At 71.9% G+C, this 22190-nt stretch carries 15 protein-coding genes; 3 read left to right on the top strand and 12 right to left on the bottom strand.

Annotated elements, in window-relative coordinates; genetic code table 11:
* Positions 1 to 123: 123 nt before the first annotated feature.
* On the bottom strand, positions 124 to 756 hold the full coding sequence (locus AB0N63_RS06285; protein ID WP_365524874.1) for a TetR/AcrR family transcriptional regulator: 633 nt from the start codon (positions 754 to 756) through the stop codon (positions 124 to 126).
* Between the two features lie 313 nt (positions 757 to 1069).
* Positions 1070 to 2674, bottom strand: coding sequence for an MFS transporter (locus tag AB0N63_RS06280; RefSeq protein WP_365524871.1), 1605 nt, complete (start codon positions 2672 to 2674; stop codon positions 1070 to 1072).
* 292 nt (positions 2675 to 2966) lie between these two features.
* On the opposite strand from AB0N63_RS06280, the gene panB reads away from it, so the two are divergent.
* Positions 2967 to 3833 (top strand): 3-methyl-2-oxobutanoate hydroxymethyltransferase, encoded by an 867-nt coding sequence (gene panB / locus AB0N63_RS06275; protein ID WP_365524868.1) that lies wholly within the window; start codon positions 2967 to 2969, stop codon positions 3831 to 3833.
* A 167-nt stretch (positions 3834 to 4000) separates the two neighbouring features.
* On the opposite strand, the gene AB0N63_RS06270 is transcribed toward panB, so the two are convergent.
* From AB0N63_RS06270 to AB0N63_RS06255, 4 genes are all read right to left on the bottom strand, one after another.
* Positions 4001 to 5755 carry an NAD+ synthase gene (locus tag AB0N63_RS06270; protein ID WP_365524865.1) on the bottom strand — a complete coding sequence of 585 codons (1755 nt, stop codon included), beginning with the start codon at positions 5753 to 5755 and terminating at the stop codon, positions 4001 to 4003.
* Positions 5756 to 5929: 174 nt separating this feature from the next.
* Complete coding sequence (locus AB0N63_RS06265) at positions 5930 to 7870, bottom strand: S53 family peptidase (RefSeq protein WP_365524862.1); 1941 nt, start codon at positions 7868 to 7870, stop codon at positions 5930 to 5932.
* Positions 7871 to 8190: 320 nt separating this feature from the next.
* Complete coding sequence (locus AB0N63_RS06260; protein WP_365524859.1) at positions 8191 to 8856, bottom strand: DUF305 domain-containing protein; 666 nt, start codon at positions 8854 to 8856, stop codon at positions 8191 to 8193.
* Complete coding sequence (locus tag AB0N63_RS06255; RefSeq protein ID WP_365524856.1) at positions 8853 to 9584, bottom strand: DUF3105 domain-containing protein; 732 nt, start codon at positions 9582 to 9584, stop codon at positions 8853 to 8855. Before AB0N63_RS06255 ends, AB0N63_RS06260 begins: the two co-directional genes overlap by 4 nt.
* 729 nt (positions 9585 to 10313) lie before the next feature.
* Between AB0N63_RS06255 and glnA the strand changes: the two genes are divergently transcribed.
* Complete coding sequence (gene glnA, locus AB0N63_RS06250) at positions 10314 to 11675, top strand: type I glutamate--ammonia ligase (RefSeq protein ID WP_009188264.1); 1362 nt, start codon at positions 10314 to 10316, stop codon at positions 11673 to 11675.
* A gap of 274 nt (positions 11676 to 11949) precedes the next feature.
* Here glnA and AB0N63_RS06245 read toward each other — a convergent pair whose 3' ends face one another.
* Positions 11950 to 12804 carry an alkaline phosphatase family protein gene (locus tag AB0N63_RS06245; RefSeq protein ID WP_365525637.1) on the bottom strand — a complete coding sequence of 285 codons (855 nt, stop codon included), beginning with the start codon at positions 12802 to 12804 and terminating at the stop codon, positions 11950 to 11952.
* Positions 12805 to 13244: 440 nt separating this feature from the next.
* Between AB0N63_RS06245 and AB0N63_RS06240 the strand changes: the two genes are divergently transcribed.
* Entirely contained in the window at positions 13245 to 16253 is a 3009-nt protein-coding gene (locus AB0N63_RS06240) for a bifunctional [glutamine synthetase] adenylyltransferase/[glutamine synthetase]-adenylyl-L-tyrosine phosphorylase (RefSeq protein WP_365524852.1), read from the top strand.
* Between the two features lie 258 nt (positions 16254 to 16511).
* Here the strand turns inward: AB0N63_RS06240 and AB0N63_RS06235 are convergent, their stop codons facing one another.
* The 5 genes from AB0N63_RS06235 to AB0N63_RS06215 form a co-directional block, all read right to left on the bottom strand.
* Positions 16512 to 17321, bottom strand: coding sequence for a phosphatase PAP2 family protein (locus AB0N63_RS06235; protein WP_365524849.1), 810 nt, complete (start codon positions 17319 to 17321; stop codon positions 16512 to 16514).
* A gap of 71 nt (positions 17322 to 17392) precedes the next feature.
* Complete coding sequence (locus AB0N63_RS06230; protein WP_365524846.1) at positions 17393 to 18427, bottom strand: LacI family DNA-binding transcriptional regulator; 1035 nt, start codon at positions 18425 to 18427, stop codon at positions 17393 to 17395.
* A gap of 25 nt (positions 18428 to 18452) precedes the next feature.
* On the bottom strand, positions 18453 to 20102 hold the full coding sequence (locus AB0N63_RS06225; protein WP_365524843.1) for a glycoside hydrolase family 13 protein: 1650 nt from the start codon (positions 20100 to 20102) through the stop codon (positions 18453 to 18455).
* Positions 20103 to 20181: 79 nt separating this feature from the next.
* Complete coding sequence (locus AB0N63_RS06220; RefSeq protein WP_365524840.1) at positions 20182 to 21096, bottom strand: carbohydrate ABC transporter permease; 915 nt, start codon at positions 21094 to 21096, stop codon at positions 20182 to 20184.
* Between the two features lie 12 nt (positions 21097 to 21108).
* Positions 21109 to 22110, bottom strand: a complete 1002-nt coding sequence (locus tag AB0N63_RS06215) for a sugar ABC transporter permease (protein ID WP_365524837.1) — start codon at positions 22108 to 22110, stop codon at positions 21109 to 21111.
* Positions 22111 to 22190 lie beyond the last annotated feature (80 nt).

Genomic DNA, 22190 nt, shown 5'->3' with positions numbered 1-22190 from the left:
CTAGGGGATGATCGGCTCCGTTCCGCCGTCCGATGACGGCCGTACGGGCACGATGACGAACAAGTCGGCGCGAGAGGTTCCGGTTACCGCGCGGTGATCATGGTCTGTGACGAAACGTGCACATTACGACGGGGAACTGACGGGCCGTAGACCTTCGAGCAGCGCGTCCACGATCTGCTCGGGCAGGTCCTCGGGAAGGTCGGCCTCCGGGCGCATCACGCTGCGCACCAGCATCGGGCCGACGAAGACGTCGTTCAGCAGCTCGACGTCGAGATCCGTGCGCAGCTCACCGCGCTGCTGCCCCCGGCGCAGGACCTCGATCTGGAGCCTGCGCCGCGGTTCCACCACCGTCTGGTGGTAGGCGCACCAGATCTTCGGGCTGCTCTTCATCTGTGCGTAGACGTTGTGCAGGATCGCCGAGGAGCGGCTGGCCAGCCCGCGGATGCGCAACTGCTCCAGCAGGACCACCAGATCGTCGCGCACGCTCGTGCCGGGCAGTTCCGGATCGGGCGGCTCGGCGGCGCGCACCACGTCGACGAACAGCTCCTCCTTGCCGCTCCAGCGGCGGTAGATGGTGGCCTTGCCGACCCCGGCGGTCCGGGCGATCCGCTCGATGGAGAGTTCGGCGAGCGGCACGCCCTCCTCCAGCAGCTTCATCACGCCCTCCACGATGGCGCGTTCCACCGCCTCGCTGCGGGGGCGTCCCCGCGCGGGGGCCTCCGGAGCGGGTGAGGCCGGGCTGTCGGCGAGACTCACTTGAGACGTCCTTTCGTCGTACCGGGCAATTCTCCTACCCGGTGACCGTGACCGGCGACCGGCGATGGTCCCCCCCACCGCCGGCCGGCCGCCCCCGTCGACCGCTGCGCCCCCGTGCTCGCCCCTCCCCGACGACCTCCCGCGTCCCCGTGCCCCCGTGCGGCCAGGGTCTTCCGTCCGGATCAGGCCGGATCAGGGAGCGGGGTCCGGCGTGGGGCACCTCGCACGCCGTTCAGGCAGTGGGACCCTGCCCGATGGGCTCGGGGAAGCGGTGCCAGAACCCCCGAGCCCGGCATGATCCGGACGAGAGGCCCTAGTCCATCGCCGCCACCAGCTCCTGCTCCTCCTCGCCGCCCTGCCGCGGCGGCTGCTGCGGCCTGCCGGGCAGGAACACGGCCGTCACGACCGCGCCGAGCAGCGCGACCACGGTGCCGCACAGCGCGGTGACGTGCATGGCGTGCAGGAAGGCGTCGTTGGCCGGGTCCACCAGGGCCTGTCCGCGCGGGCCGAGCTTCGCGGCGACGCCCAGGGTGGCCTCGATGGACTCGCCGGCGGTGTCCCGCAGACCGGCCGGGAGCATCCCGAGCTTGCCCTCGATGCTGTCCCGGTACGCCGTGGAGAGCACCGAGCCGAGGACGGCGATGCCGAGGGCGCCGCCGACCTGCCGGAAGGTGTTGCTCAGCGCGGACGCCGAACCGGCCTTCTCCCGCGGCAGGGCCTGCATGATGACCACGCTGGTCGGCGTCATGATGTGCGCCATGCCCGCGCCCATCAGGAAGAACACGACCTCCAGCAGCCAGATGGGCGTGTCCGCGTCGAAGGCGGCGAAGGCGCCGAGCATGCCGGCCAGCAACGCCAGGCCGGCCGTGGTGGTCGCCTTGTAGCCGAACCGGTCGACGACCAGCCGGGCCCGCGGCGCGAAGATCATCTGCGCGGCGGCCAGCGGGATCATCAGCAGACCGGACTCCAGCGGGGAGTAGCCGCGCACGCTCTGGGTGTAGAAGACCGAGAAGAACGTCACGCCCATCAGCGCGAAGAAGACCAGCGCGATGGCGGCCATGGCGGCCGAGAAGACCTTGTTCTTGAAGTACGTCACGTCCAGCGACGGGTGGTCGCTGCGCTTCTCGAACAGGATGAACGCCGCGAGGACCACGACGCCGGCGATGATCGTCGCGAGCACCTTCGGGTCGGTGAAGTCGGCCAGCTCGCCGCCCTTGATGATGCCGTAGACCAGCAGGACCAGGCCGACCACGGACAGGACGACGCCGACCGGGTCGAGCCGGCCCGGACGCGGGTCGCGGGAGTCGGGCACCAGCCACACCATCAGCCCGAGCGCGAGGATCACGATCGGCACGTTGATGAGGAAGACCGAGCCCCACCAGAAGTGGTCCAGCAGCAGACCGCCGGTGATCGGGCCGATGGCGATGGCCAGACCCACGCCGCCGGCCCAGATGCCGATGGCCTTGGGCTGCTCCTCGCGCTCGAAGACGTTCATCAGCACGGCGAGCGTGGCCGGCATGACGAACGCGGCGCCCAGCGCCATCAGCGCGCGGAAGGCGATCAGCTGGCCGGGCGAGCCGGACTCGGCGGCCAGCGCCGAGCCGATGCCGAACACGACGAGACCGCCGAGCAGGACCTTCTTGCGGCCCACCCGGTCACCGATCAGGCCGGCGGTGAACAGCAGACCCGCGAAGACGAGCGTGTAGGCGTTGATCGCCCACTCCAGCTCGCTCTGGGTCGCGCCCAGCCCCGTCGGGGCAGGGGTGGAGATCGTCTTGATGGCGACGTTCAGGATCGAGTTGTCGAGCACCACGATCAGCAGGCTCAGCATCAGGACGCCGAGGATCGCCCAGCGGCGCCGGTGCACCGCCTCCGGTATCCGTGGGCCGGACCCGGCGTGGTCGGCAGGAGTAGTCATGGCCCCGAGCCTAGGCGCTTTCCGATACGAGACCGTCTCGTATCGGAAGTATTTTACCCAGAACTTACGCGCCGTGACGTACCGGAAGGAGCTCTTCCGGGCTACGTCCGGCCAAGACCGCCCGCGACAGCCGCCCGGAACCCGCGCGGGAGCCGGCCGGGACCGCCGGCGAGAGGCCCGAGACGCGGCGCACACAGACCCCCTCTGGCCGCCTCCGGGCCGAGGTGCCACCATGGAGGGGAGTCCGGGGACGCCGTCAGGGCGCCTCGAGATGACTGAAGGAGCCGTTGCAATGACGCAGCTTTCGGCTGCCCACACCAAGCCCTCCGACGGCAGCAAGGCGCTGTACGGGGGCAAGGGCACCCGCCGCATCACCGTCCGCGACATCGCCCTCGCCAAGGAACGCGGCGAGAAGTGGCCCATGCTCACCGCCTACGACGCGATGACTGCCTCCGTCTTCGACGAGGCCGGCATCCCGGTGATCCTGGTCGGCGACTCCGCCGGCAACTGTCACCTCGGGTACGACACCACCGTGCCCGTCACCCTCGACGAGATGACCATGCTGTCCGCTGCGGTCGTCCGCGGCACCAAGCGCTCCCTGATCGTCGCCGACCTCCCCTTCGGCTCCTACCAGGAGGGCCCGGTGCAGGCGCTGCGCTCGGCCACCCGGCTGGTCAAGGAGGCGGGCGCCGGCGCGGTCAAGCTGGAGGGCGGCGAGCGCTCGCACGAGCAGATCCGGCTCCTGGTGGAATCCGGCATCCCGGTCATGGCGCACATCGGTCTGACCCCGCAGTCCGTCAACGCCATGGGCTACCGCGTCCAGGGCCGCGGCGAGGAGGCCGCCCAGCAGCTGCTGCGCGACGCCAAGTCGGTGCAGGACGCGGGCGCCTTCGCGGTCGTCCTCGAACTGGTTCCGGCCGAGCTGGCCGCCGAGGTGACGCGGGTCCTGCACATCCCGACCGTCGGCATCGGCGCCGGCCCGGAGACCGACGCGCAGGTCCTGGTCTGGACGGACATGCTCGGCCTCACGAGCGGCCGCGTCCCGAAGTTCGTCAAGCAGTACGCCGACCTGCGCCAGATCATGGGCGACGCGGCCAGGTCCTTCGCCGAGGACGTCGTCGGCGGCGCCTTCCCGCAGGAGGAGCACTCCGTCCACTAGGGCGGACCCTCAGCACCCCGCCCACCAGGGCGGCCCTCAGGGCGCCGCACCACCGGGCGGCCGCCCACCGGGCCGCCGCCCCGCCCCACCGGACCACCACGGCACCACCGGAACAGCCCCGCCGATCTTCCCCCGTCGGCGGGGCGGTTCTGTGGCCGCGGGGGCGGTCACGCGTGTTCGCGCCAGCCGTTCGTGATCGGGAGGCGGCGGTCCTTGCCGAAGCCCTTGGGGGAGATCTTCGTGCCCGGCGGGTACTGGCGGCGCTTGTACTCGGCCGTGTCCACCATCCGCAGCGTCCGGGCGACCAGCTCGGGGTCGTAACCGGCCGCGACGATCTCGTCGGCGCCCTTGTCGCGGTCGACGTACAGTTCCAGGACCGCGTCCAGCACCGGGTAGTCCGGGAGCGAGTCGGTGTCCACCTGGCCCGGCCTGAGTTCCGCGCTCGGCGGCTTGGAGATGGAGTTCTCCGGGATCGGCGGGGTCTGGCCGCGCTCGGCCGCCGCCCGGTTGCGCCACTTCGCCAGCCGGAACACCGACGTCTTGTAGACGTCCTTGATCGGGCCGTACGCCCCCACCGAGTCGCCGTACAGCGTCGAGTAGCCCACCGCCAGCTCGGACTTGTTGCCGGGGGCGAGGACGATGTGGCCCTCCTGGTTGGACAGCGCCATCAGCAGCGTGCCGCGCAGCCGGGACTGGAGGTTCTCCTCCGCGAGCCCGGTCAGCCCGAGCGAGTCCATGTACGCGTCGAACATCGGCGCGATCGGCACCGTCCGGAAGTTCAGGCCGGTGCGCCGGGCCAGCTCCGCCGCGTCGTCCTTGGAGTGCTCCGAGGAGTACTTCGAGGGCATCGAGACGCCGTACACGTTCTCCGGGCCCACCGCGTCGCAGGCGATCGCCGCGACCAGCGCGGAGTCGATGCCGCCCGACAGCCCGATCAGCACCGACCGGAAGCCGTTCTTCACCACGTACGCCCGCAGGCCCGTGACCAGCGCCGTGTAGACCTCCTCGTCGTCGTCCAGACGCTCCCCGCATCCGGCGGCCGGCGCCGGCTCGTAGGCCGGCAGCGGCTCCTCGGACAGGACGACCCGGTCGATGCGCAGCCCGTCGTCCACCACGCCCGAGGGGGCGTCCGCGGCGGCGGCCGGCAGCTCCAGGTCCAGCACCACGCAGCTCTCCTCGAACTGCGCCGCCCGCGCGATCACCTCGCCGTCCGCGCCGACGACGATCGAGTCGCCGTCGAAGACCAGCTCGTCCTGCCCGCCGGTCATGGCCAGGTAGGCGGTGGTGCAGCCGGCCTCCTGGGCCCGCTTGCGGACCAGCTCCAGGCGGGTGTCGTCCTTCTCCCGCTCGTACGGCGAGGCGTTGACCGACAGCAGCAGCCCCGCGCGGGCGGTGCGCGCCGCCGGGACCCGGCCGCCGTCCTGCCACAGGTCCTCGCAGATGGCGAGGGCGACGTCCACGCCGTGCACCCGCAGCACCGGCATGGTGTCGCCGGGCACGAAGTAGCGGAACTCGTCGAAGACGCCGTAGTTCGGCAGGTGGTGCTTGGCGAAGTTCAGCACCACCTCGCCGCGGTGCAGCACCGCCGCCGCGTTCTGCGGCGCGCCGGCCGGCATGCCGTACTTCGGCTGGGCGCTCTCGCTGCGGTCCAGGTAGCCGACGACGACCGGCAGCTCGCCGCAGCCCTCCTCGGCGAGGCGGGCGGCCAGCTCGCGCAGCGCGGTGCGGGACGCCGTCACGAACGACGACCTCAGGGCCAGGTCCTCGACGGGGTACCCGGTCAGCGCCATCTCCGGGAACGCGACGAGATGCGCTCCCTGCTCGGCCGAGTGCCGGGTCCAGCGGAGGATCGACTCGGCGTTCGCGGCGAGGTCGCCGACGCGGGAGTCGATCTGGTTCAGGGCGAGACGTAGTTGAGGCACGCGCCCAGTGTAATCGTCAGAGCGACGCGATGGGGGGCGGGCGCGGCGGCGCGGGTGTGGCCCGGCACACGTGCGACCGCCGCCAGGCGCGGGCTCGGGAGGGGAACACGCGGGCGCCCGCCCCTCGCGGAGGAGGAAGCGGGCGCCGGGGCCGTACGGCCGGTGGTGCGTGCGTCAGTGGCGACGGTAGGAGTCGACGTAGCCCGTGGCGGGCGAGCCCACGCCGGTCACGTCGTCGTAGCCCTTGACGGCCTTGAGCGAGCTGTCCTTGCCGAGGCTGCGCAGGGAGTAGGTCAGACCGCCGGAGGCGTCGATGCCGTTGACGAAGTCCACGCGGGCCACCGCGAGGTCCTTGCCGGTCGGCTTGTCCACCACGTCGTGGTAGAGCTTCGAGCCGTACTTCGAGTAGATCGACGGGTTGGCGAAGCCGATCGCCTTGCCGCCGCCGGCCTCCTGGGCGAGGGCCTGCACGGCCGCGATCACCGGCGCGGCCAGCGAGGTGCCGCCGATGCGGTACTCGCTGTAGCGCTGGGTGCCGTCCGGGAAGGACTGCGTCTGGCCGACCAGGAAGCCGGTGTTCGGGTCGGCGATCGCCGCGATGTCCGGGACGACGCGGTTGCCGGCCGCGTTGTTGGCCGTGGCCAGCCCCTCGGGCACGACGCCCTTCTGGTAGTACGGCTGCGGCACGGTCTTGCTGGTGCCGCCGCCCGCGCCGGAGGTGTAGGCGCCCGGGAAGTTCGCCCAGCTCTTCCCGTCGGCCGACAGGTTGGCCTTCTCGGTGCCCCAGCCGGTCTCCCACAGGTACTTGTCGCCCTTGCCGACGGCCAGCGAGGTGCCGCCGACGGCGGTCACCCACGCCGAGTTGGCCGGGGTGTCGACCTGCTTGACACCGGTGTTGGCGACCTCGTCGCCGTTGTCGCCGGAGGAGAAGTAGAAGCCGATGCCCTCCACCGCGCCGAACTGGAACACCTGGTCGTAGGCGGCGGCCAGGTCCGGCGTCTGGTTGGCCTCGATGTCGCCCCAGGAGTTGGAGACGATGTCGGCCAGGTGGCTGTCGACGATCTTGCTCAGTGAGTCGAGCAGGTCGTCGTCGTAGCAGGACGCGGCGCCCACGTAGGTGACGTTCGCGTCGGGCGCGACGGCGTGCACGGCCTCGACGTCGAGGGTCTCCTCGCCGTACCAGCCGGCCGCGCCGCACTCCTCGGTCCTGGTGTAGTCGGCCGGCAGCACCTGACGGAGCTGGCTGGTCTTCCAGGCCTTGTCGCCGTTCTGCTTCGCGTAGTCGGCCGCGTCGTAGGCGATGGTCGGCGAGGCGTACGCGTCGGTGATCGCGATCCGGACGCCCTTGCCGGTGTACTTGCCGGCGCCGTAGGCCGAGCGCAGCTGCTTGCCCGTGTAGCCCTTGACGGCGTACGGGACCTTCTGGCCGTAGGCCGAGGGCAGCGTGCTCGCGGTCGTGGAGCCGTAGTACGAGGAGAACGGCCCGGCGTTCTTGAACACCGCGTCCGGCGGCGGCAGCTGCTCCTTGTGGTTCGCCTTGTGCGGGGCGTTGTCCAGACCGGTGACGGTCAGCACGGCGCCCTTCAGCTCGGCCGGCACGGAGGCCGACGCGGCCGGGGCGCGGTAGGTCTTCGAGCCCTTGGCGAAGTTGTGCAGCTGGGTGCCGAACGCCTTCTCGGCGGCGGCGACATCGCCGGAGACGGCGATGTAGTGCGGCGTGACGGAGGTGACCGTGAGGCCCGCCGACTTCAGCCACGACCTGACCGCGGCCACCTGGGCCTTGGTCGCGCCGTAACGGGCCTGCGCCTGCTCGGCGGTCAGGTACTTGCCGTACTGGGGTGAGGACGGGTCGGCGACCGCCTTGGCGTACGCCGCGAGGCCGGCGGCGTCGCGGCCGGCCAGGTACACCCGGGCGTCGACCCGGGAGCTGTCGGCGGCGGCGCCCTTGTCCGCCTTGGCCGTCGCCCACGCGGGCTTGGTGCCCGCGAGGGCGCCGCGGCCCGAGTGGTCCGCGGCGTGCGCCGCGGGTATGCCGAGCGCGAGCGCGCCGGCGACCATGGGCAGCGTCGCCGCCAGGCTCACACCGGCGCGCACGGTGGCGCGGTTGGATCTCATAGAACCCCCTGCGATGCGGATCGCATGTAACGCAATGAGTGGTCGGACCACGCGTGATCCGCGAAGCGGCCGCGGCGGTTTGGCCCCATGAGCGGTATGGCCCATGAATGGATCACACGATCGAGGGTCACTCTTCCCGACGAACCGTTCATGCCAGGGCCATGCGCAAGCCAAGAGAAAGCCAAGGAACCGTCAGGTGCGGTGCATACAGGGCGAATTGAGGCCTTCGTTCCCCGGATTGAGGGCTTCGGTTCCCGGATTCCGGAGGCCCGTCTCACGAACCGGGCGCCGCCCCGCTCATGAACCGGGCGCCGCGCCGCTCACGAACCAGGTTTCGCGCCGCGCTCCTTGAGCATGCCGGCCATGAGCCGCAGCTCCGACTGCTGCCCGTCCACCATGCTCTGCGCCAGCCGCTTCTCCACCGCCACCGTGCACCGGGCGACGCACCCCTGCGCCATGTGCAGGCCCCCCTTGTGGTGGGCGGTCATCAGCTGGAGGTAGGCGATCTCCGCCTGCCGGCCGCTGAGTCGGCCCAGCTTCTCCAACTGCGCGTCGGTCGCCATGCCGGGCATCAGCGCGCCGTCCTTGCCGGCCGCCGCGTCGCCCATCCCCATCCAGGTCATCGGCGGCTGCGCCGACACCTTCGGCAGCTCCCACAGATCCAGCCAACCCAGTAGCATCCCGCGCTGGTTGGCCTGCGTCTGCGCGATGTCGTAGGCGAGACGGCGCACTTCGGCGTCACGGGTGCGGTCGCGCACGATGTACGACATCTCCACCGCCTGCTGGTGGTGGACCGCCATGTCCCGGGCGAAGCCCGCGTCGGCGGAGTCGGCGGCGGGGACCGGGACGGCGGACGCGGAGGCCGCCGCGGCGGGCGCGGGGCCATGGGCGTGCGCTCCACCGTCCTCGGCGACCGCGTAGGTGATGGCGCCGGCCGCCACCAGCGCGGTCACCGCGGCCGCCGCGACCAGCCCGGCCGGCCTCACCGGTCCACACCGCCCGTGCAGGCGGCCCCCGGCTCCGGAGTCTGCGGGCCCTGGACGAACTCGGCGAGGAACCTGTCGACGTCCGGGTCCTTCGCGCTGCTCACACTGCGCTGGTGCGCCCACGCCGACAGCATGATCGGGTCCTTCTGGTCCGCGACGGGACTCATCAGCGTGTACGGCGTCCGGCGCACCTTCTCCGCCAGCGCGGCCACGTCCGCCTTGGCCGCCTTGGCGTTGTACGTCACCCAGACCGCGCCGTGCTCCAGGGCGTGCACGGCGTGCTCGTTCCTGATCGGCGCGGTGTACACGTCGCCGTTGCAGTTCTGCCAGACCGGGTTGTGGTCGCCGCCGACCGGGGGCTCCATCGGGTACGTCACGGGATCGGTGGTGTGGTTGCGGGTGAGGGCGCCCTGCCAGGTGCGGACGCCGTCGGGGCCGGTGGTGAAGTGACCCGCGCCGCCGGGCTTCGTGTTCTTGCCGTCCTGGCCGCTCTTCGCCTCGACGGCGGAGCCCGTCGCGCCGCCGTTCTCGGACTGCGCGGTCTGCGCGTGGACGAACAGCACGCCCCCCACGGTCAGCCCCGCGACCACGGCCACGCTCGCGACGATGCCGAGCACGCGGTTGCGCCGCTGCCGGGACTGCTCGGCGCGGCGCAGCTCCTCCATGTGGGCCCGGCGCTGGTCGCTGCCGGTCGTGCCGGTGGGTCCGGGCTGAGGGGCGGAGGCCATGGGGGTCCTTCGGGGTCAGGGGGCTGAGGCGGGGCGGTCGGTTCGCGCTGATCGTAGTGGGGCGGAGGGGGTGTGGGGGAGAGCGCGGCGATCGACGGCGGGTTGCCCGGCACGGCGGGCGCGCAGAGGACGGCGGCGGGCGGCGGCCCGCCGTTGAGTCGGACGGCGGATGCCGGTTGTCCACGCGGGCGGGATGCGCTGCTGCTGCGCTCCACCGACAGGGCGCCGCGCGTCCGGATGAGGCTCGCCGACGCGGGCGAGGCCGACACCCCCACGACCCGCGAGGCCGCGGAGGGACTCCGGCCGCGCGGCCTGCGCGGCGGGTTCCGGCCCCGCGGCAGGCGCGATGGCCTCCGGCCATTACGGCGGGGGCGCGCAGGGGGCAAGATGGGCGGCAGAGCAGCGCACCACTGCGCGCGGACGACCGAACGCCAGAACGACCGCACGTCCCGGCAGGCCCGGACGTACGTTCCGGCCGGGCCCCGCCCGGACCGGGGTGAAGCCGGGGCCGGGTCCGGACCGGAGCCGGGACCCGGTCCGAGGCGAGGGCCAAAAACCCGGTCCGAGACGAGGGCCGGGACCCGGACCCCGGCCCGCACCCGGTCCGGGTCACGGCCGTCCGCAACGCGCGTGAAACCCTGGTGTGGTGTGATGCTCGCGTGCCCGACCGCCTCCCGTGACGACATACGGACACAGGCGGCCTGACCAGCAAGGATGGGGAAGCGGAAGATGGACAAGCAGCAGGAGTTCGTGCTCCGGACGTTGGAGGAGCGTGACATCCGGTTCGTACGCCTGTGGTTCACGGACGTGCTGGGCTTCCTGAAGTCGGTCGCCGTGGCCCCCGCCGAGCTCGAACAGGCCTTTGACGAGGGCATCGGGTTCGACGGCTCGGCCATCGAGGGCTTCGCCCGGGTCTACGAGTCCGACATGATCGCCAAGCCGGATCCGTCGACGTTCCAGATCCTGCCCTGGCGGGCGGAGGCCCCCGGTACGGCGCGGATGTTCTGCGACATCCTGATGCCGGACGGCTCCCCGTCCTTCGCGGACCCGCGCTACGTGCTCAAGCGCGCCCTGGCGCGCACCTCCGACCTGGGCTTCACCTTCTACACCCACCCGGAGATCGAGTTCTTCCTGCTGAAGAACCGCCCGCTGGACGGCTCCCGCCCCACCCCCGCGGACAACTCCGGCTACTTCGACCACACCCCGCAGGCCATCGGCATGGACTTCCGCCGCCAGGCGATCACCATGCTGGAGTCGATGGGGATCTCGGTGGAGTTCTCCCACCACGAGGGCGCGCCGGGCCAGCAGGAGATCGACCTGCGCTACGCCGACGCGCTGTCCACGGCGGACAACATCATGACGTTCCGCCTGGTCATGAAGCAGGTGGCGCTGGAGCAGGGGCTCCAGGCGACCTTCATGCCGAAGCCGTTCTCGGAGTACCCGGGCTCCGGCATGCACTCGCACCTGTCGCTCTTCGAGGGCGACCGGAACGCGTTCTACGAGTCCGGCGCGGAGTACCAGCTCTCCAAGGTGGGCCGCTCCTTCATCGCGGGTCTGCTGCGGCACGCGGCGGAGATCAGCGCGGTGACCAACCAGTGGGTCAACTCCTACAAGCGCATCTGGGGCGGCTCGGAGCGCACGGCGGGCGCGGGCGGCGAGGCGCCGTCGTACATCTGCTGGGGCCACAACAACCGCAGCGCGCTGGTCCGCGTCCCGATGTACAAGCCCGGCAAGACGGGCTCGGCCCGCGTCGAGGTCCGCTCGATCGACTCGGGCGCGAACCCGTACCTGACCTACGCCGTCCTCCTGGCCGCCGGCCTGAAGGGCATCGAGGAGGGCTACGAACTCCCGCCGGGCGCCGAGGACGACGTCTGGGCCCTGTCCAACGCCGAACGCCGCGCGATGGGCATCGAACCCCTCCCGCAGAACCTCGGCGAGGCCCTGACCCTCATGGAAAGCAGCGACCTGGTGGCCGAGACCCTCGGCGAACACGTCTTCGATTTCTTCCTGCGCAACAAGAAGCAGGAGTGGGAGGAGTACCGCAGCGAGGTCACCGCGTACGAGCTGCGCAAGCACCTGCCGGTGCTGTAGGCGCGAGGTACGGGGTTCCAGCAGAACTGGCCGGTGGGGGCGCAGCGGACATGATCCGCTGCGCCCCCACCGGCCGTCGTTCTCCGTCGCGGACATCAGACGTCGAGGCAGGGTGTGGTGAGGTTCCGACTGCGGCTGACGTGCCGAGCGCGAGGACCGGGGGGCGACCGCGGCGCGGCGCCGCCCGGTGTGCGACCGGACGGCGCCTTCCACGGACGCCTGCGCGCCGGCGGCACCGCGCCGGGTGCTCGCGCGACAGTCCGCTACGTACATGTCAGGACGCCCAGATGCCGGTGATGTCGTGGGCGTCTGCGGCGTTGCCCGCGTGCGTGGTCAGGCGCTGCGTGTCCTCCAGGGTGCGCAGCAGGTCGTAGTGGTTGTAGGTGGTGGAGCTGGTCGTCCCGGCCGCGACCGGCTGGCCGTACAGGACGGTCGGGATGCGATCGCCGCTCAGCCTGTCGTCCTCGTCGAAGGTGACGACGAGCAGACTGTTGTGCGTCTTCGCCCAGGTCGCGTACGCGCCCAGGCTGTTCTTCAGCCAGGTGTCGCCCGTCGACACCGAGCAGTCGTGCATGTCGCTGCACAGGTTCGGGATCACGAACGACAACTGCGGCAGGGTCGAGTAGTCCGTCGGGAACTGCGCGAACGTCTTCGCCGAGGAGGTGGGGACGTTGCTGAACCCGAACCACGGGTTGTGCTTGCGGGCGTACTTGCCGCTGCTGCACGTGGTGGAGCCCTGGCTCGGCAGGGTCTCGTTGTAGCTCGCCCACGTACGGCCCGCCGCCAGCTGCTCGGAGGCCAGGTTCGCCGCCGAGGAGAAGCCGGGCGTGTAGCAGCTGTCGTCCGTGATGCCCTGGGTGGAGCCGGAGAACAGCGCGAAGTAGTTCGGCTGGCTGGGGTGGGTCTCCGCGTAGGACTGGGTGAGGTTCGCGCCGCCCGACTTCAGCGAGTTGAGGTACGGGGCGCTGGAGGAGCCGATCACCTGGTTGTAGGCGTGGTTCTCGAAGACCACGACGACCACGTGGTCCGGGGCGGGCACCCCGGTCGCGGCCCGCGCGGACGAGGCGCCGCCGCCCAGGCCGGTCCACAGGCCGACGGCGGCGGCCGCCAGGGCGACGGTGGACGCCATGGCGGTACGGCCGCGGCGGAGCACCGACTTGCCGGAACTGCCGGACACATCTACCTCCGGGGAGGGGAGAAGGGAGAAGGGAGAAGGGGGAAGGGAATGGACGGTGGGGGGTGGGGATGGGCGGGGAGAGCATGCACACGCCAAGATGATGGCGGGGCATCGTGTGCGGCCCGGTGGGTGAAGAGCGGGTGAACTGCTGTCGCCTGGCCTCGCTGGTCGTTTGCCTCGCCGCGCCCTGCCGGGCCTCGCCTCGCGTGGGGCGGGGGCCGGGCGCGTTGTCGTTCTCCCGGGTGCCCGGTGCTGGGCCGGGGGCGCCGTGCGCGTTCGGGGAACTGGTCCGTGCGGGGCGGGGTGGCCGGTGGGCGGTCCCGGGAGCAGCCGTCCGGTCGCAGTCCGGCTACGCTCTGGCCAGGACCACCTTGATCCGACGGGAGGCCGGGATGACGGCGCCGGGGCGCAGGAGCAGTACCTTCACACGGCTGCTGCGGCACGGCTTCACCGATGCCTCCGCCGCCGAACGGCTGCTGGAGAGCCCCGAGCTGGCCCCCGTCCGCAGCGACCCCGTGCTGCTGGAGGCCCTCGGCGGCACCGCCGACCCCGATCTCGCGCTCGGCGGACTCGTCCGGCTGCTGGAGGCGCAGCCCTCGCCCACCGCCCGGCGGGAACTCCTCGACACCGTGATAGCGGCCAAGCCCTTGCGCGACCGGCTGCTCGGCGTGCTCGGCGCGTCCGCCGCCCTCGGCGACCACCTCGCCCGGCACCCCGGGGACTGGCACGTCCTCGTCACCTACGAGCCGCGCGACCTGCACCCCGGGGTCGAGGAGTTCGAGCGCGGGCTCGCCGACGCGGACGACCCCGTCTCCCTGCGTATCGCCTACCGGCGCAGCCTGCTCGCCATCGCCGCCCGCGACGTGTGCGGCACCACCGGCGTCGCCGAGACCGCCGCCGAACTCGCCGACCTCGCCACCGCCACCCTGCGCGCCGCGCTGCGCATCGCGGGCGCCGCCGCGCCCGAGGACGCCGCCCAGTGCCGGCTCGCCGTCGTCGCCATGGGCAAGTGCGGCGGCCACGAGCTGAACTACGTCTCCGACGTCGACGTCATCTTCGTCGGCGAGGCCGTCGAGGGCGGCGACGAGGGCGCCGCGCTGCGCGCCGCCACCCGGCTCGCCTCCCATCTGATGCGGATCTGCTCCGAGACCACCGTCGAGGGCTCCATCTGGCCCGTCGACGCCAATCTGCGGCCCGAGGGGCGCAACGGGCCGCTGGTGCGGACCCTCAGCAGCCACCTCGCCTACTACCAGCGGTGGGCCAAGACCTGGGAGTTCCAGGCCCTGCTCAAGGCCCGGCCCGTCGCCGGCGACGCCGAACTGGGGGAACGGTACGTCGAGGCCCTCGCCCCGCTCGTCTGGCAGGCCGCCGAACGCGACAACTTCGTCGCCGACGTGCAGAAGATGCGCCGCCGGGTCGTCGAGAACATCCCCGTCGCCGAGGTCGAGCGCGAGCTGAAGCTCGGGCCGGGCGGGCTGCGCGACGTCGAGTTCGCCGTGCAGCTCCTCCAGCTCGTGCACGGACGCGCCGACGCCTCCCTGCGCAGCGGTACGACGCTCGACGCCTTGCAGGCCCTCGCCGCCGGCGGGTACGTCGGGCGCGCCGACGCCGTCCAGCTCGACGAGGCGTACCGCTTCCTGCGGTTCGTCGAGCACCGGATCCAGCTGCACCAGCTGCGGCGGACCCATCTGCTGCCCGACGACGAGGCGGGGCTGCGCCGGCTCGGGCGGTCGCTCGGGCTGCGCGGTGATCCCGCCGCCGAGCTGACCCGGGAGTGGAAGCGGCACACCAGCGTCGTCCGGCGGCTGCACGAGAAGCTGTTCTACCGGCCGCTGCTCGACGCCGTCGCCCAGCTCGCGCCCGGTGAGGCGCGGCTCAGCCCCGAGGCGGCGCGGGAGCGGCTCGTCGCCCTCGGATACGCCGACCCGGCCGCCGCGCTGCGGCACCTGGAGGCCCTCGCCTCCGGCGTCACCCGGAAGGCCGCCATCCAGCGGACGCTGCTGCCCGTGCTGCTCGGGTGGTTCGCCGACTCCGCCGATCCCGACGCCGGGCTGCTCAACTTCCGCAAGGTCTCCGACGCGCTCGGCAAGACCCCCTGGTATCTGCGGCTCCTCCGCGACGAGGGAGCCGCCGCCGAGAATCTCGCCCGCGTGCTGTCCGCCGGGCGGCTCGCTCCCGATCTGCTCATGCGCGCGCCCGAGGCCGTCGCCCTGCTCGGGGATGGCGACGGGAGCGGCGGCGGGAGGCGGGTCGGGCCGCGCGGGCGCGCCCAGCTGGAGCAGGAGATCCTCGCCGCGGTGGGGCGCGCCGAGAGCGCCGAGCAGGGCGTGACCGCCGCGCGTGGTGTGCGGCGGCGGGAGCTGTTCCGTACGGCCGCCGCCGACATCCTCGGGTCCTACGGGACAGAGGCGCAGCCCGCCGAGGCCGATCAAGGGGCCCTCGTGGACCTCGTCGGCGGTGCGGTGTCCGACCTCACGGGTGCGACGCTGGCCGGGACCCTGCGGGCCGTGGTGCGGGAGGGGTGGGGCGACACCCTGCCCACCCGGTTCGCCGTCATCGGGATGGGGCGGTTCGGGGGGCACGAGCTGGGTTACGGATCCGATGCGGACGTGCTCTTCGTGCACGAGCCCCGGGACGGGGTGGACGAGCGGGAGGCTTCTCAGGCCGCCGGCCGGGTGGTCGCCGAGATGCGGCGGTTGCTGGCCGTGTCCAGTGCGGACCCGCCTCTGTTGATCGACGCCGATCTGCGGCCCGAGGGGAAGTCCGGGCCGCTCGTGCGGACGCTCAAGTCGTACGCCGCCTACTACCGGCGGTGGTCGCTGGTGTGGGAGTCGCAGGCGTTGCTGCGGGCCGAGCCGGTGGCGGGAGACGCCGAGCTGGGGCGGCGGTTCGTGGAACTGGTCGATCCGTTGCGGTATCCGGTGGGCGGCCTGGGGGAGGAGGCCGTTCGGGAGATCCGGCGGCTGAAGGCGCGGATGGAGGCGGAGCGGTTGCCCCGGGGGGCCGATCCCAAGCTGCACACCAAGCTCGGGCCCGGGGGGTTGTCCGACGTGGAGTGGACCGTGCAGTTGCTTCAGCTGCGGCACGGGGCGGAGGTCGCCGGGCTGCGGACGACTCGGACTCGGGAGGCGCTGGGGGCGGCTCGGGAGGCGGGGCTGGTGTCCTCGGAGGACGCTTCGACACTGGACGAGGCGTGGGTGCTGGCCACTCGGGTGCGGAACGCCGTGATGCTGGTGCGGGGGCGGGCGGGGGACACGTTTCCCACGGAGCCACGGGAGCTGGCTGCGGTGGGACGGTATCTGGGGTACGGGCCGGGGCATGTGGGGGACATGCTCGACGCGTATCGGAGGACCGCTCGGCGGGCCCGGGGGGTCGTGGAGGAGCTGTTCTACGGGGCGTGAAGGCTCTGGGTGCGGTGCGGGTGCGGGTGCGGTGGCGGGGTGGTGGGGCCAGGGCGCCGCACACGGACACACGGCCCGGAGTGGGGTCGTGGACCGAGGGGGGACCGCGGTGCGCGGCGCCCGTACGGCCCCACCACCCCACCCCCTCCCGCCGTCGTCGCCTCCGGGATTCCCTCCGCCGTCCGGCGGCCTTCCGTCGTGGCTGCGGGCACGGTGGTGCGCCTCCCCTCGGGGGTGCGCCCCTGTGGGGAGGGCGCCCTACGCTCTCGCCGGCTGCCAGGCCGTGCGAGGCAGTGCGTGGGGCAGGGCGCCGTAGCACGTTCTCGCCACCGTGAGGCCGAAGGCCAGGCACCCTGCTCCGCCTACCGCGTCCAGCCAGAAGTGGTTCGCCGTCGCGACGATGACGATCAGCGTCGCGGCCGGATACAGCGCCGCCAGCACCCGTGCCCACGGGATCGTCGTCAGCGTGAAGACCGTCAGGCCGCACCACAGGGACCAGCCGATGTGCATCGACGGCATCGCGGCGTAGGGGTTCGACATGTGTTTGAGGTCGCCGGAGGCCATCGAGCCCCAGGTGTGGTGCGTCTGGACCGTGTCGATGAAGCGGCCCGTCGGCATCAGGCGCGGTGGGGCCAGGGGGTAGAGGTAGTAGCCGAGGAGGGCTACGGCCGTGGTGGCGAACAGGGTCAGGCGGGCCGCCGCGTAGCGGCCGGGGTGGCTGCGGTAGAGCCACACCAGGACGCCCACGGTGGCCGCGAAGTGCAAGGTGGCGTAGTAGTAGTTCATGCCGACGATCAGCCAAGTCGCCGAGTCGGCGGCATGGTTGACCGTGTGCTCCACGGCGATGCCGAGCCGGTGCTCGGCGCGCCAGATCTGGTCGGCGTTGCGCAGGGCCTCGGCCCGCTGTTCCGGGACCGCGTTGCGGATCAGCGCGTACGTCCAGTAGCTGACCGCGATCAGCAGCACCTCGAACCACAGCGGCGGGCGGCGCGGTGCGGAAGTTTCCGTGACCGGGTGCGGAAGGGCCTTTTCGGGGCCTTCCGGTCGCGTTCCGGACGTATCACCCATGGGCACAGAGTCTGCCAGAAGTGCGGCGGTCTTCCGTCGATCGTCCCCCGGTCCCGGGTGAGCCGCATGTTCTAGGCGCGGTGGCGGTCCCCGGGGGCCGACGCGGTGGAGCCGCGCACCACCAGTTCCGGCATGAACACGAACTCGCTGTGCGGCGCCGGGGTGCCGCCGATCTCCTCCAGCAGCGTACGCACCGCGGCCTGGCCCATCGCGGGCACCGGCTTGCGGATGGTCGTCAGCGGCGGGTCCGTGAAGGCGATCAGGGGCGAGTCGTCGAAGCCGACGACGGAGAAGTCGCGCGGGACCTCCAGGCCGCGCTGGCGGGCCGCGCGTATCGCGCCCAGCGCCATCATGTCGCTGGCGCACACCACGGCCGTGCAGTCGCGGTCCATGAGCGCGGTGGCCGCCGCCTGGCCGCCCTCCAAGGTGTAGAGGGAGTGCTGGACGAACTGGGTTTCGGTGGTTTCCGGGGGCAGGTCCAGTTGGTCCCGCATCGCGCGGACGAAGCCCTCTATCTTGCGCTGTACCGGCACGAACCGCTTGGGGCCCAGGGCCAGGCCGATGCGGGTGTGGCCCAGGGACGCCAGGTGGGTGACGGCCAGCGTCATCGCGGCGCGGTCGTCGGGCGAGATGAACGGGGCCTGGACCTTCGGCGAGAAGCCGTCGACCAGGACGTAGGGGACGCCCTGCGCGCGCAGCCGCTCGTAGCGCTCCATGTCGGCCGTCGTGTCCGCGTGCAGACCGGAGACGTAGATGATGCCCGCCACCCCGCGGTCCACCAGCATCTCGGTCAGCTCGTCCTCCGTGGACCCGCCGGGGGTCTGGGTGGCCAGCACCGGGGTGTAGCCCTGGCGGGTGAGGGCCTGGCCGATGACCTGCGCGAGCGCCGGGAAGATCGGGTTCTCCAGCTCCGGGGTGATCAGGCCCACCAGGCCCTCGCTGCGCTGCCGCAGCCGTACCGGACGCTCGTAACCGAGGACGTCCAGGGCCGCCAGCACGGACTGGCGGGTGGTGGCGGCGACGCCCGGCTTCCCGTTGAGGACCCGGCTGACGGTCGCTTCGCTCACCCCCGCCTGGGCAGCGATGTCGGCAAGCCGTGTGGTCACAGGAGTGGACTGTACCGGCTGCATCTCAGACTGCCCACCAGACGGCCGAGTCGCCGGGCAGGTCGGTGCTGGTGGCGCCCGGCTCCACGGGTGCGCTCGCCAGCAGGAGGGTGCCGGGGGTGGGCAGGGGGACCGGGGCGCCGGTCAGGTTCACCGTGCACACGAAGGAGCCCTCCGGGGTGTCGCGGCGGAAGGACAGCACTCCCTCGGGGGCGTCCAGCCAGGTGATCTGGCGGCCGGCGCCCAGGGCCGGGTGGTCGCGGCGGACGGCGAGCGCGCTGCGGTAGAACTCCAGCGTCGAGTTCGGGTCGCCCTCCTGCGCCTCGACCGTCAGGTGCTTCCAGTCGGCCGGCTGCGGCAGCCAGCTCGGGCCGCCCTCGACGGGCCCGAAGCCGAACGGGGCGGCCTCGCCGGACCACGGGATCGGCACCCGGCAGCCGTCGCGGGTGCCGTCCTGGCCGGAGGTGCGGAAGAACGCCGGGTCCTGGCGCACCTCGTCCGGCAGGTCCACCACCTCCGGCAGGCCCAGCTCCTCGCCCTGGTAGAGGTAGGCCGAGCCGGGCAGCGCCAGCATCAGCAGCGTCGCCGCCCGGGCCCGGCGCAGACCGCGCGCCGGATCGCCCTCCGCCAGGCGCGTGGAGTGCCGTACGACGTCGTGGTTGGACAGCACCCAGGTGGCCGGGGCGTGCACCGCGTTCATCGCCCGCAGCGAGCGGTCGATCACGTCGCGCAGGTCCGCGGCGTTCCAGCCGGTCGTCAGGTAGGAGAAGTTGAACGCCTGGTGCAGCTCGTCGGGGCGCAGGTACAGGGCACTGCGTTCCACCGTCGGCGTCCACGCCTCGGCGACCGCGATGCGCTCGCCCGTGTACTCGTCGAGGATGCGCCGCCAGCTGCGGTAGATCTCGTGCACGCCGTCCTGGTCGAAGTACGGCACCGCCTGCGTGCCCAGCAGTTTGACCTGCTCGTCGTGGCCGATGTCGGGCAGGCCCTCCGCCTTGACCAGGCCGTGCGCCACGTCGATGCGGAAGCCGTCGATGCCCAGGTCCAGCCAGAACCGCAGGATGGAGCGGAACTCGTCGTGGACGGCCGGGTGGTCCCAGTTGAAGTCGGGCTGCTCGGGCGCGAACAGGTGCAGGTACCACTCGCCGTCGGCCACCCGGGTCCAGGCCGGGCCGCCGAAGATGGACTCCCAGTCGTTGGGCGGCAGTTCGCCGTCCGCGCCCTTGCCGGGGCGGAAGTGGAAGCGCTCGCGCAGCGGCGAGCCGGGGCCCTCGCGCAGCGCCTGCTTGAACCACTCGTGCTGGTCGGAGCAGTGGTTGGGCACCAGGTCCACGATGACCCTCAGGCCCAGTGCGTGCGCCTCGCGGACCAGGTCGTCGGCGTCGGTGAGGGTGCCGAACATCGGGTCCACGGCCCGGTAGTCGGTGACGTCGTAGCCCGCGTCGGCCTGCGGGGAGGCGTAGAAGGGGGAGAGCCAGACGGCGTCGACACCCAGCTTCCTCAGGTACGGCAGCCGCGCGCGGATGCCGGGCAGGTCGCCCATGCCGTCGCCGTTGCCGTCGGCGAAGCTGCGCGGGTAGACCTGGTAGATGACCGCGTCGCGCCACCACTCCCGGCGCCCGGAGGCGGCGGCAGCGGCTTCGGTGGGGACGGTGTCGGTGACGTGCTGGGTCATGGATTCCCTTAAGGGTGCGGGGGGAACGACAGAGGCGCTTGCTGAGGGGGGCGGGCCGGGCGGCCGCGCGCTCATGCGGTCAGGACTTGGTGCCGCCGGCCGTCAGCCCGGAGACCAGGCTGCGCTGCACCAGCATGAAGACGATGGCCGCCGGGATGGTGATGATGATCGCCGTGGCGGAGGTCCACGCCCAGTCGGGGCGCTGGTCCTGCGCGAAGGTGCGGATGCCGACGGCGAGCGTGTAGTGGTCGGACTGCATGAACTGCGTCGCGTACGCCACCTCGCCCCAGGCGGTGAGGAAGCTGTAGAACGCGGTCACCGCCAGACCCGGCCTGGCCAGCGGCACGATCAGCCGCCAGAAGGTGCCGATCGGGGTCAGGCCGTCCACCCGGCCCGCCTCGTCTATCTCCTTGGGGATGGTGTCGAAGTAGCCCTTCATCATCCAGGCGCAGAACGGCACCGCCGTGGTCGCGTACGCGAGGATCAGCCCGAGGTAGTTGTCGAGCAGGTGCAGTTCGGACATCAGCAGGTACAGCGGCACGATCAGCACGATGCTCGGGAACATCTGGGTGACCAGGAACGTCCACATCAGCTGCCGGCTGCCCGGGAACTTCATCCGGGACACCGCGTACCCGGCGGTCGAGGCGAGGAAGACGCCGAGCACGGTGGTGCCGCCCGCCACGACGACGGTGTTCAGGAACCACTTCGCGAGGTCCGAATGGGCCAGTACGTCGCTGTAGTTGTGCAGGCTCAGATGCGAGAGGACCTGGCCCGGCTCCTGCCAGGCGTTCTTCGGGCCGAGCGAGATGAACAGGATCCACACCACGGGGAAGGCCGCGATCACGGTGGCCAGGATCAGCGTGCAGTGCAGGACGACCGAGGCCCAGGGGCTGCGCTCCTGGCGGCCGCGCACCCTGCGGGGTGCGGCGGCGGGCAGGGGGCGCGCGGGGGCGGCGGGCGTGACGGCGCCGGACTCGTGCGTTGCTGCGGTCATGACGAGGGCTCCTTACGCCTGCTCGGACTTCAGGGTGTTGCGGCGGTAGAAGGTCGAGAAGGCCAGCAGGAGAGCGAGGATGATGATGCCGTAGGTCGCCGCTCCCGCGTAGTCCGAGATTCCGGTGAAGGCCTTGTGGAAGGCGAAGGTGACCAGGATGTCGGTGTCGCCGGTGGTGTTGTTGCCCAGCAGCAGGTAGATGACGTTGAACATGTTGAACGTCCAGATGCAGCCGAGCAGGATCACCGTGTTCGACACCGGCTTCAGGCCCGGCAGCGTCACGTTCACGAACCGCTGCCAGGGCGAGGCTCCGTCCATCTCGGCCGCCTCGTACAGCTCCTTGGGGATGGACTGGAGCCCGCCGAGCAGCGCCACCATGTTGAACGGGATGCCGATCCAGACGTTGACCATGATGACGGCGACCTTCTGCGCCAGCGGGGTGCCGAGCCAGTTCTGCGCCGGCAGGCCGAAAGCCGTGATGATCTCGTTGAAGACGCCGTACTGCGAGTTGAGCATCAGCCGCCAGGCGAACACGCCGATGAACGACGGCACCGCCCACGGCAGGATCAGCATCGCCCGGTAGAAGCCCCGCAGCCGCATCTCGCGGTTGAGCAGCACCGCGAGCGCCATGCCGAGGCCCACCTGGAGCACGACGCAGGACACCGTCCACACGACCGTCCACACCAGCCGCGGGTAGAAGTCGCCGTCCGCGCCCGACAGGACGTGCCAGTAGTTGTCCAGGCCGACGAAGTCGTAGGTGGCCGGGCGGTGGAAGGCGCCGATGGTGGTGGCGACGTTCGACTCGTTCGCGTTCGTCAGCGACTGGTAGAAGCCGTAGCCCAGCGGATACAGGACCAGCACCGTGATGACGACGGCCACCGGGGCCACCATCGCCCACGCGTACCAGTACTTGTCCCAGGATCGCCTGAGGGCCGAGACGCGTGCGGGGCGCGGCGACGCACCGTCGCCGCGCGCTGTCTTGTTCGTTGTTCCGGTGCTCGCTGCGGTCGTCATCCTCATCGGCTCTTTCGCGGACGGAGTCGGGGTGGTTCCGCGAGCCCCGGGGAGCCCCGGACGGGGCGGCAGCGGGGAGG

This window comes from Streptomyces sp. NPDC093260, assembly GCF_040683715.1.
Classification (GTDB): Bacteria; Actinomycetota; Actinomycetes; order Streptomycetales; family Streptomycetaceae; genus Streptomyces; species Streptomyces sennicomposti.
Note: the sequence above shows the minus strand (reverse complement) of the source record. Positions and strands in the feature narration are given on the sequence as shown.

Coding starts and splice junctions, on each gene's coding strand:
- AB0N63_RS06235 (WP_365524849.1), bottom strand. CDS start 17,321: ATGGGTGATACGTCCGGAACGCGACCGGAAGGCCCCGAAAAGGCCCTT.
- AB0N63_RS06220 (WP_365524840.1), bottom strand. CDS start 21,096: ATGACCGCAGCAACGCACGAGTCCGGCGCCGTCACGCCCGCCGCCCCC.
- glnA (WP_009188264.1), top strand. CDS start 10,314: ATGGACAAGCAGCAGGAGTTCGTGCTCCGGACGTTGGAGGAGCGTGAC.
- AB0N63_RS06245 (WP_365525637.1), bottom strand. CDS start 12,804: ATGGCGTCCACCGTCGCCCTGGCGGCCGCCGCCGTCGGCCTGTGGACC.
- AB0N63_RS06215 (WP_365524837.1), bottom strand. CDS start 22,110: ATGACGACCGCAGCGAGCACCGGAACAACGAACAAGACAGCGCGCGGC.
- AB0N63_RS06280 (WP_365524871.1), bottom strand. CDS start 2,674: ATGACTACTCCTGCCGACCACGCCGGGTCCGGCCCACGGATACCGGAG.
- AB0N63_RS06255 (WP_365524856.1), bottom strand. CDS start 9,584: ATGGCCTCCGCCCCTCAGCCCGGACCCACCGGCACGACCGGCAGCGAC.
- AB0N63_RS06225 (WP_365524843.1), bottom strand. CDS start 20,102: ATGACCCAGCACGTCACCGACACCGTCCCCACCGAAGCCGCTGCCGCC.
- panB (WP_365524868.1), top strand. CDS start 2,967: ATGACGCAGCTTTCGGCTGCCCACACCAAGCCCTCCGACGGCAGCAAG.
- AB0N63_RS06265 (WP_365524862.1), bottom strand. CDS start 7,870: ATGAGATCCAACCGCGCCACCGTGCGCGCCGGTGTGAGCCTGGCGGCG.
- AB0N63_RS06240 (WP_365524852.1), top strand. CDS start 13,245: ATGACGGCGCCGGGGCGCAGGAGCAGTACCTTCACACGGCTGCTGCGG.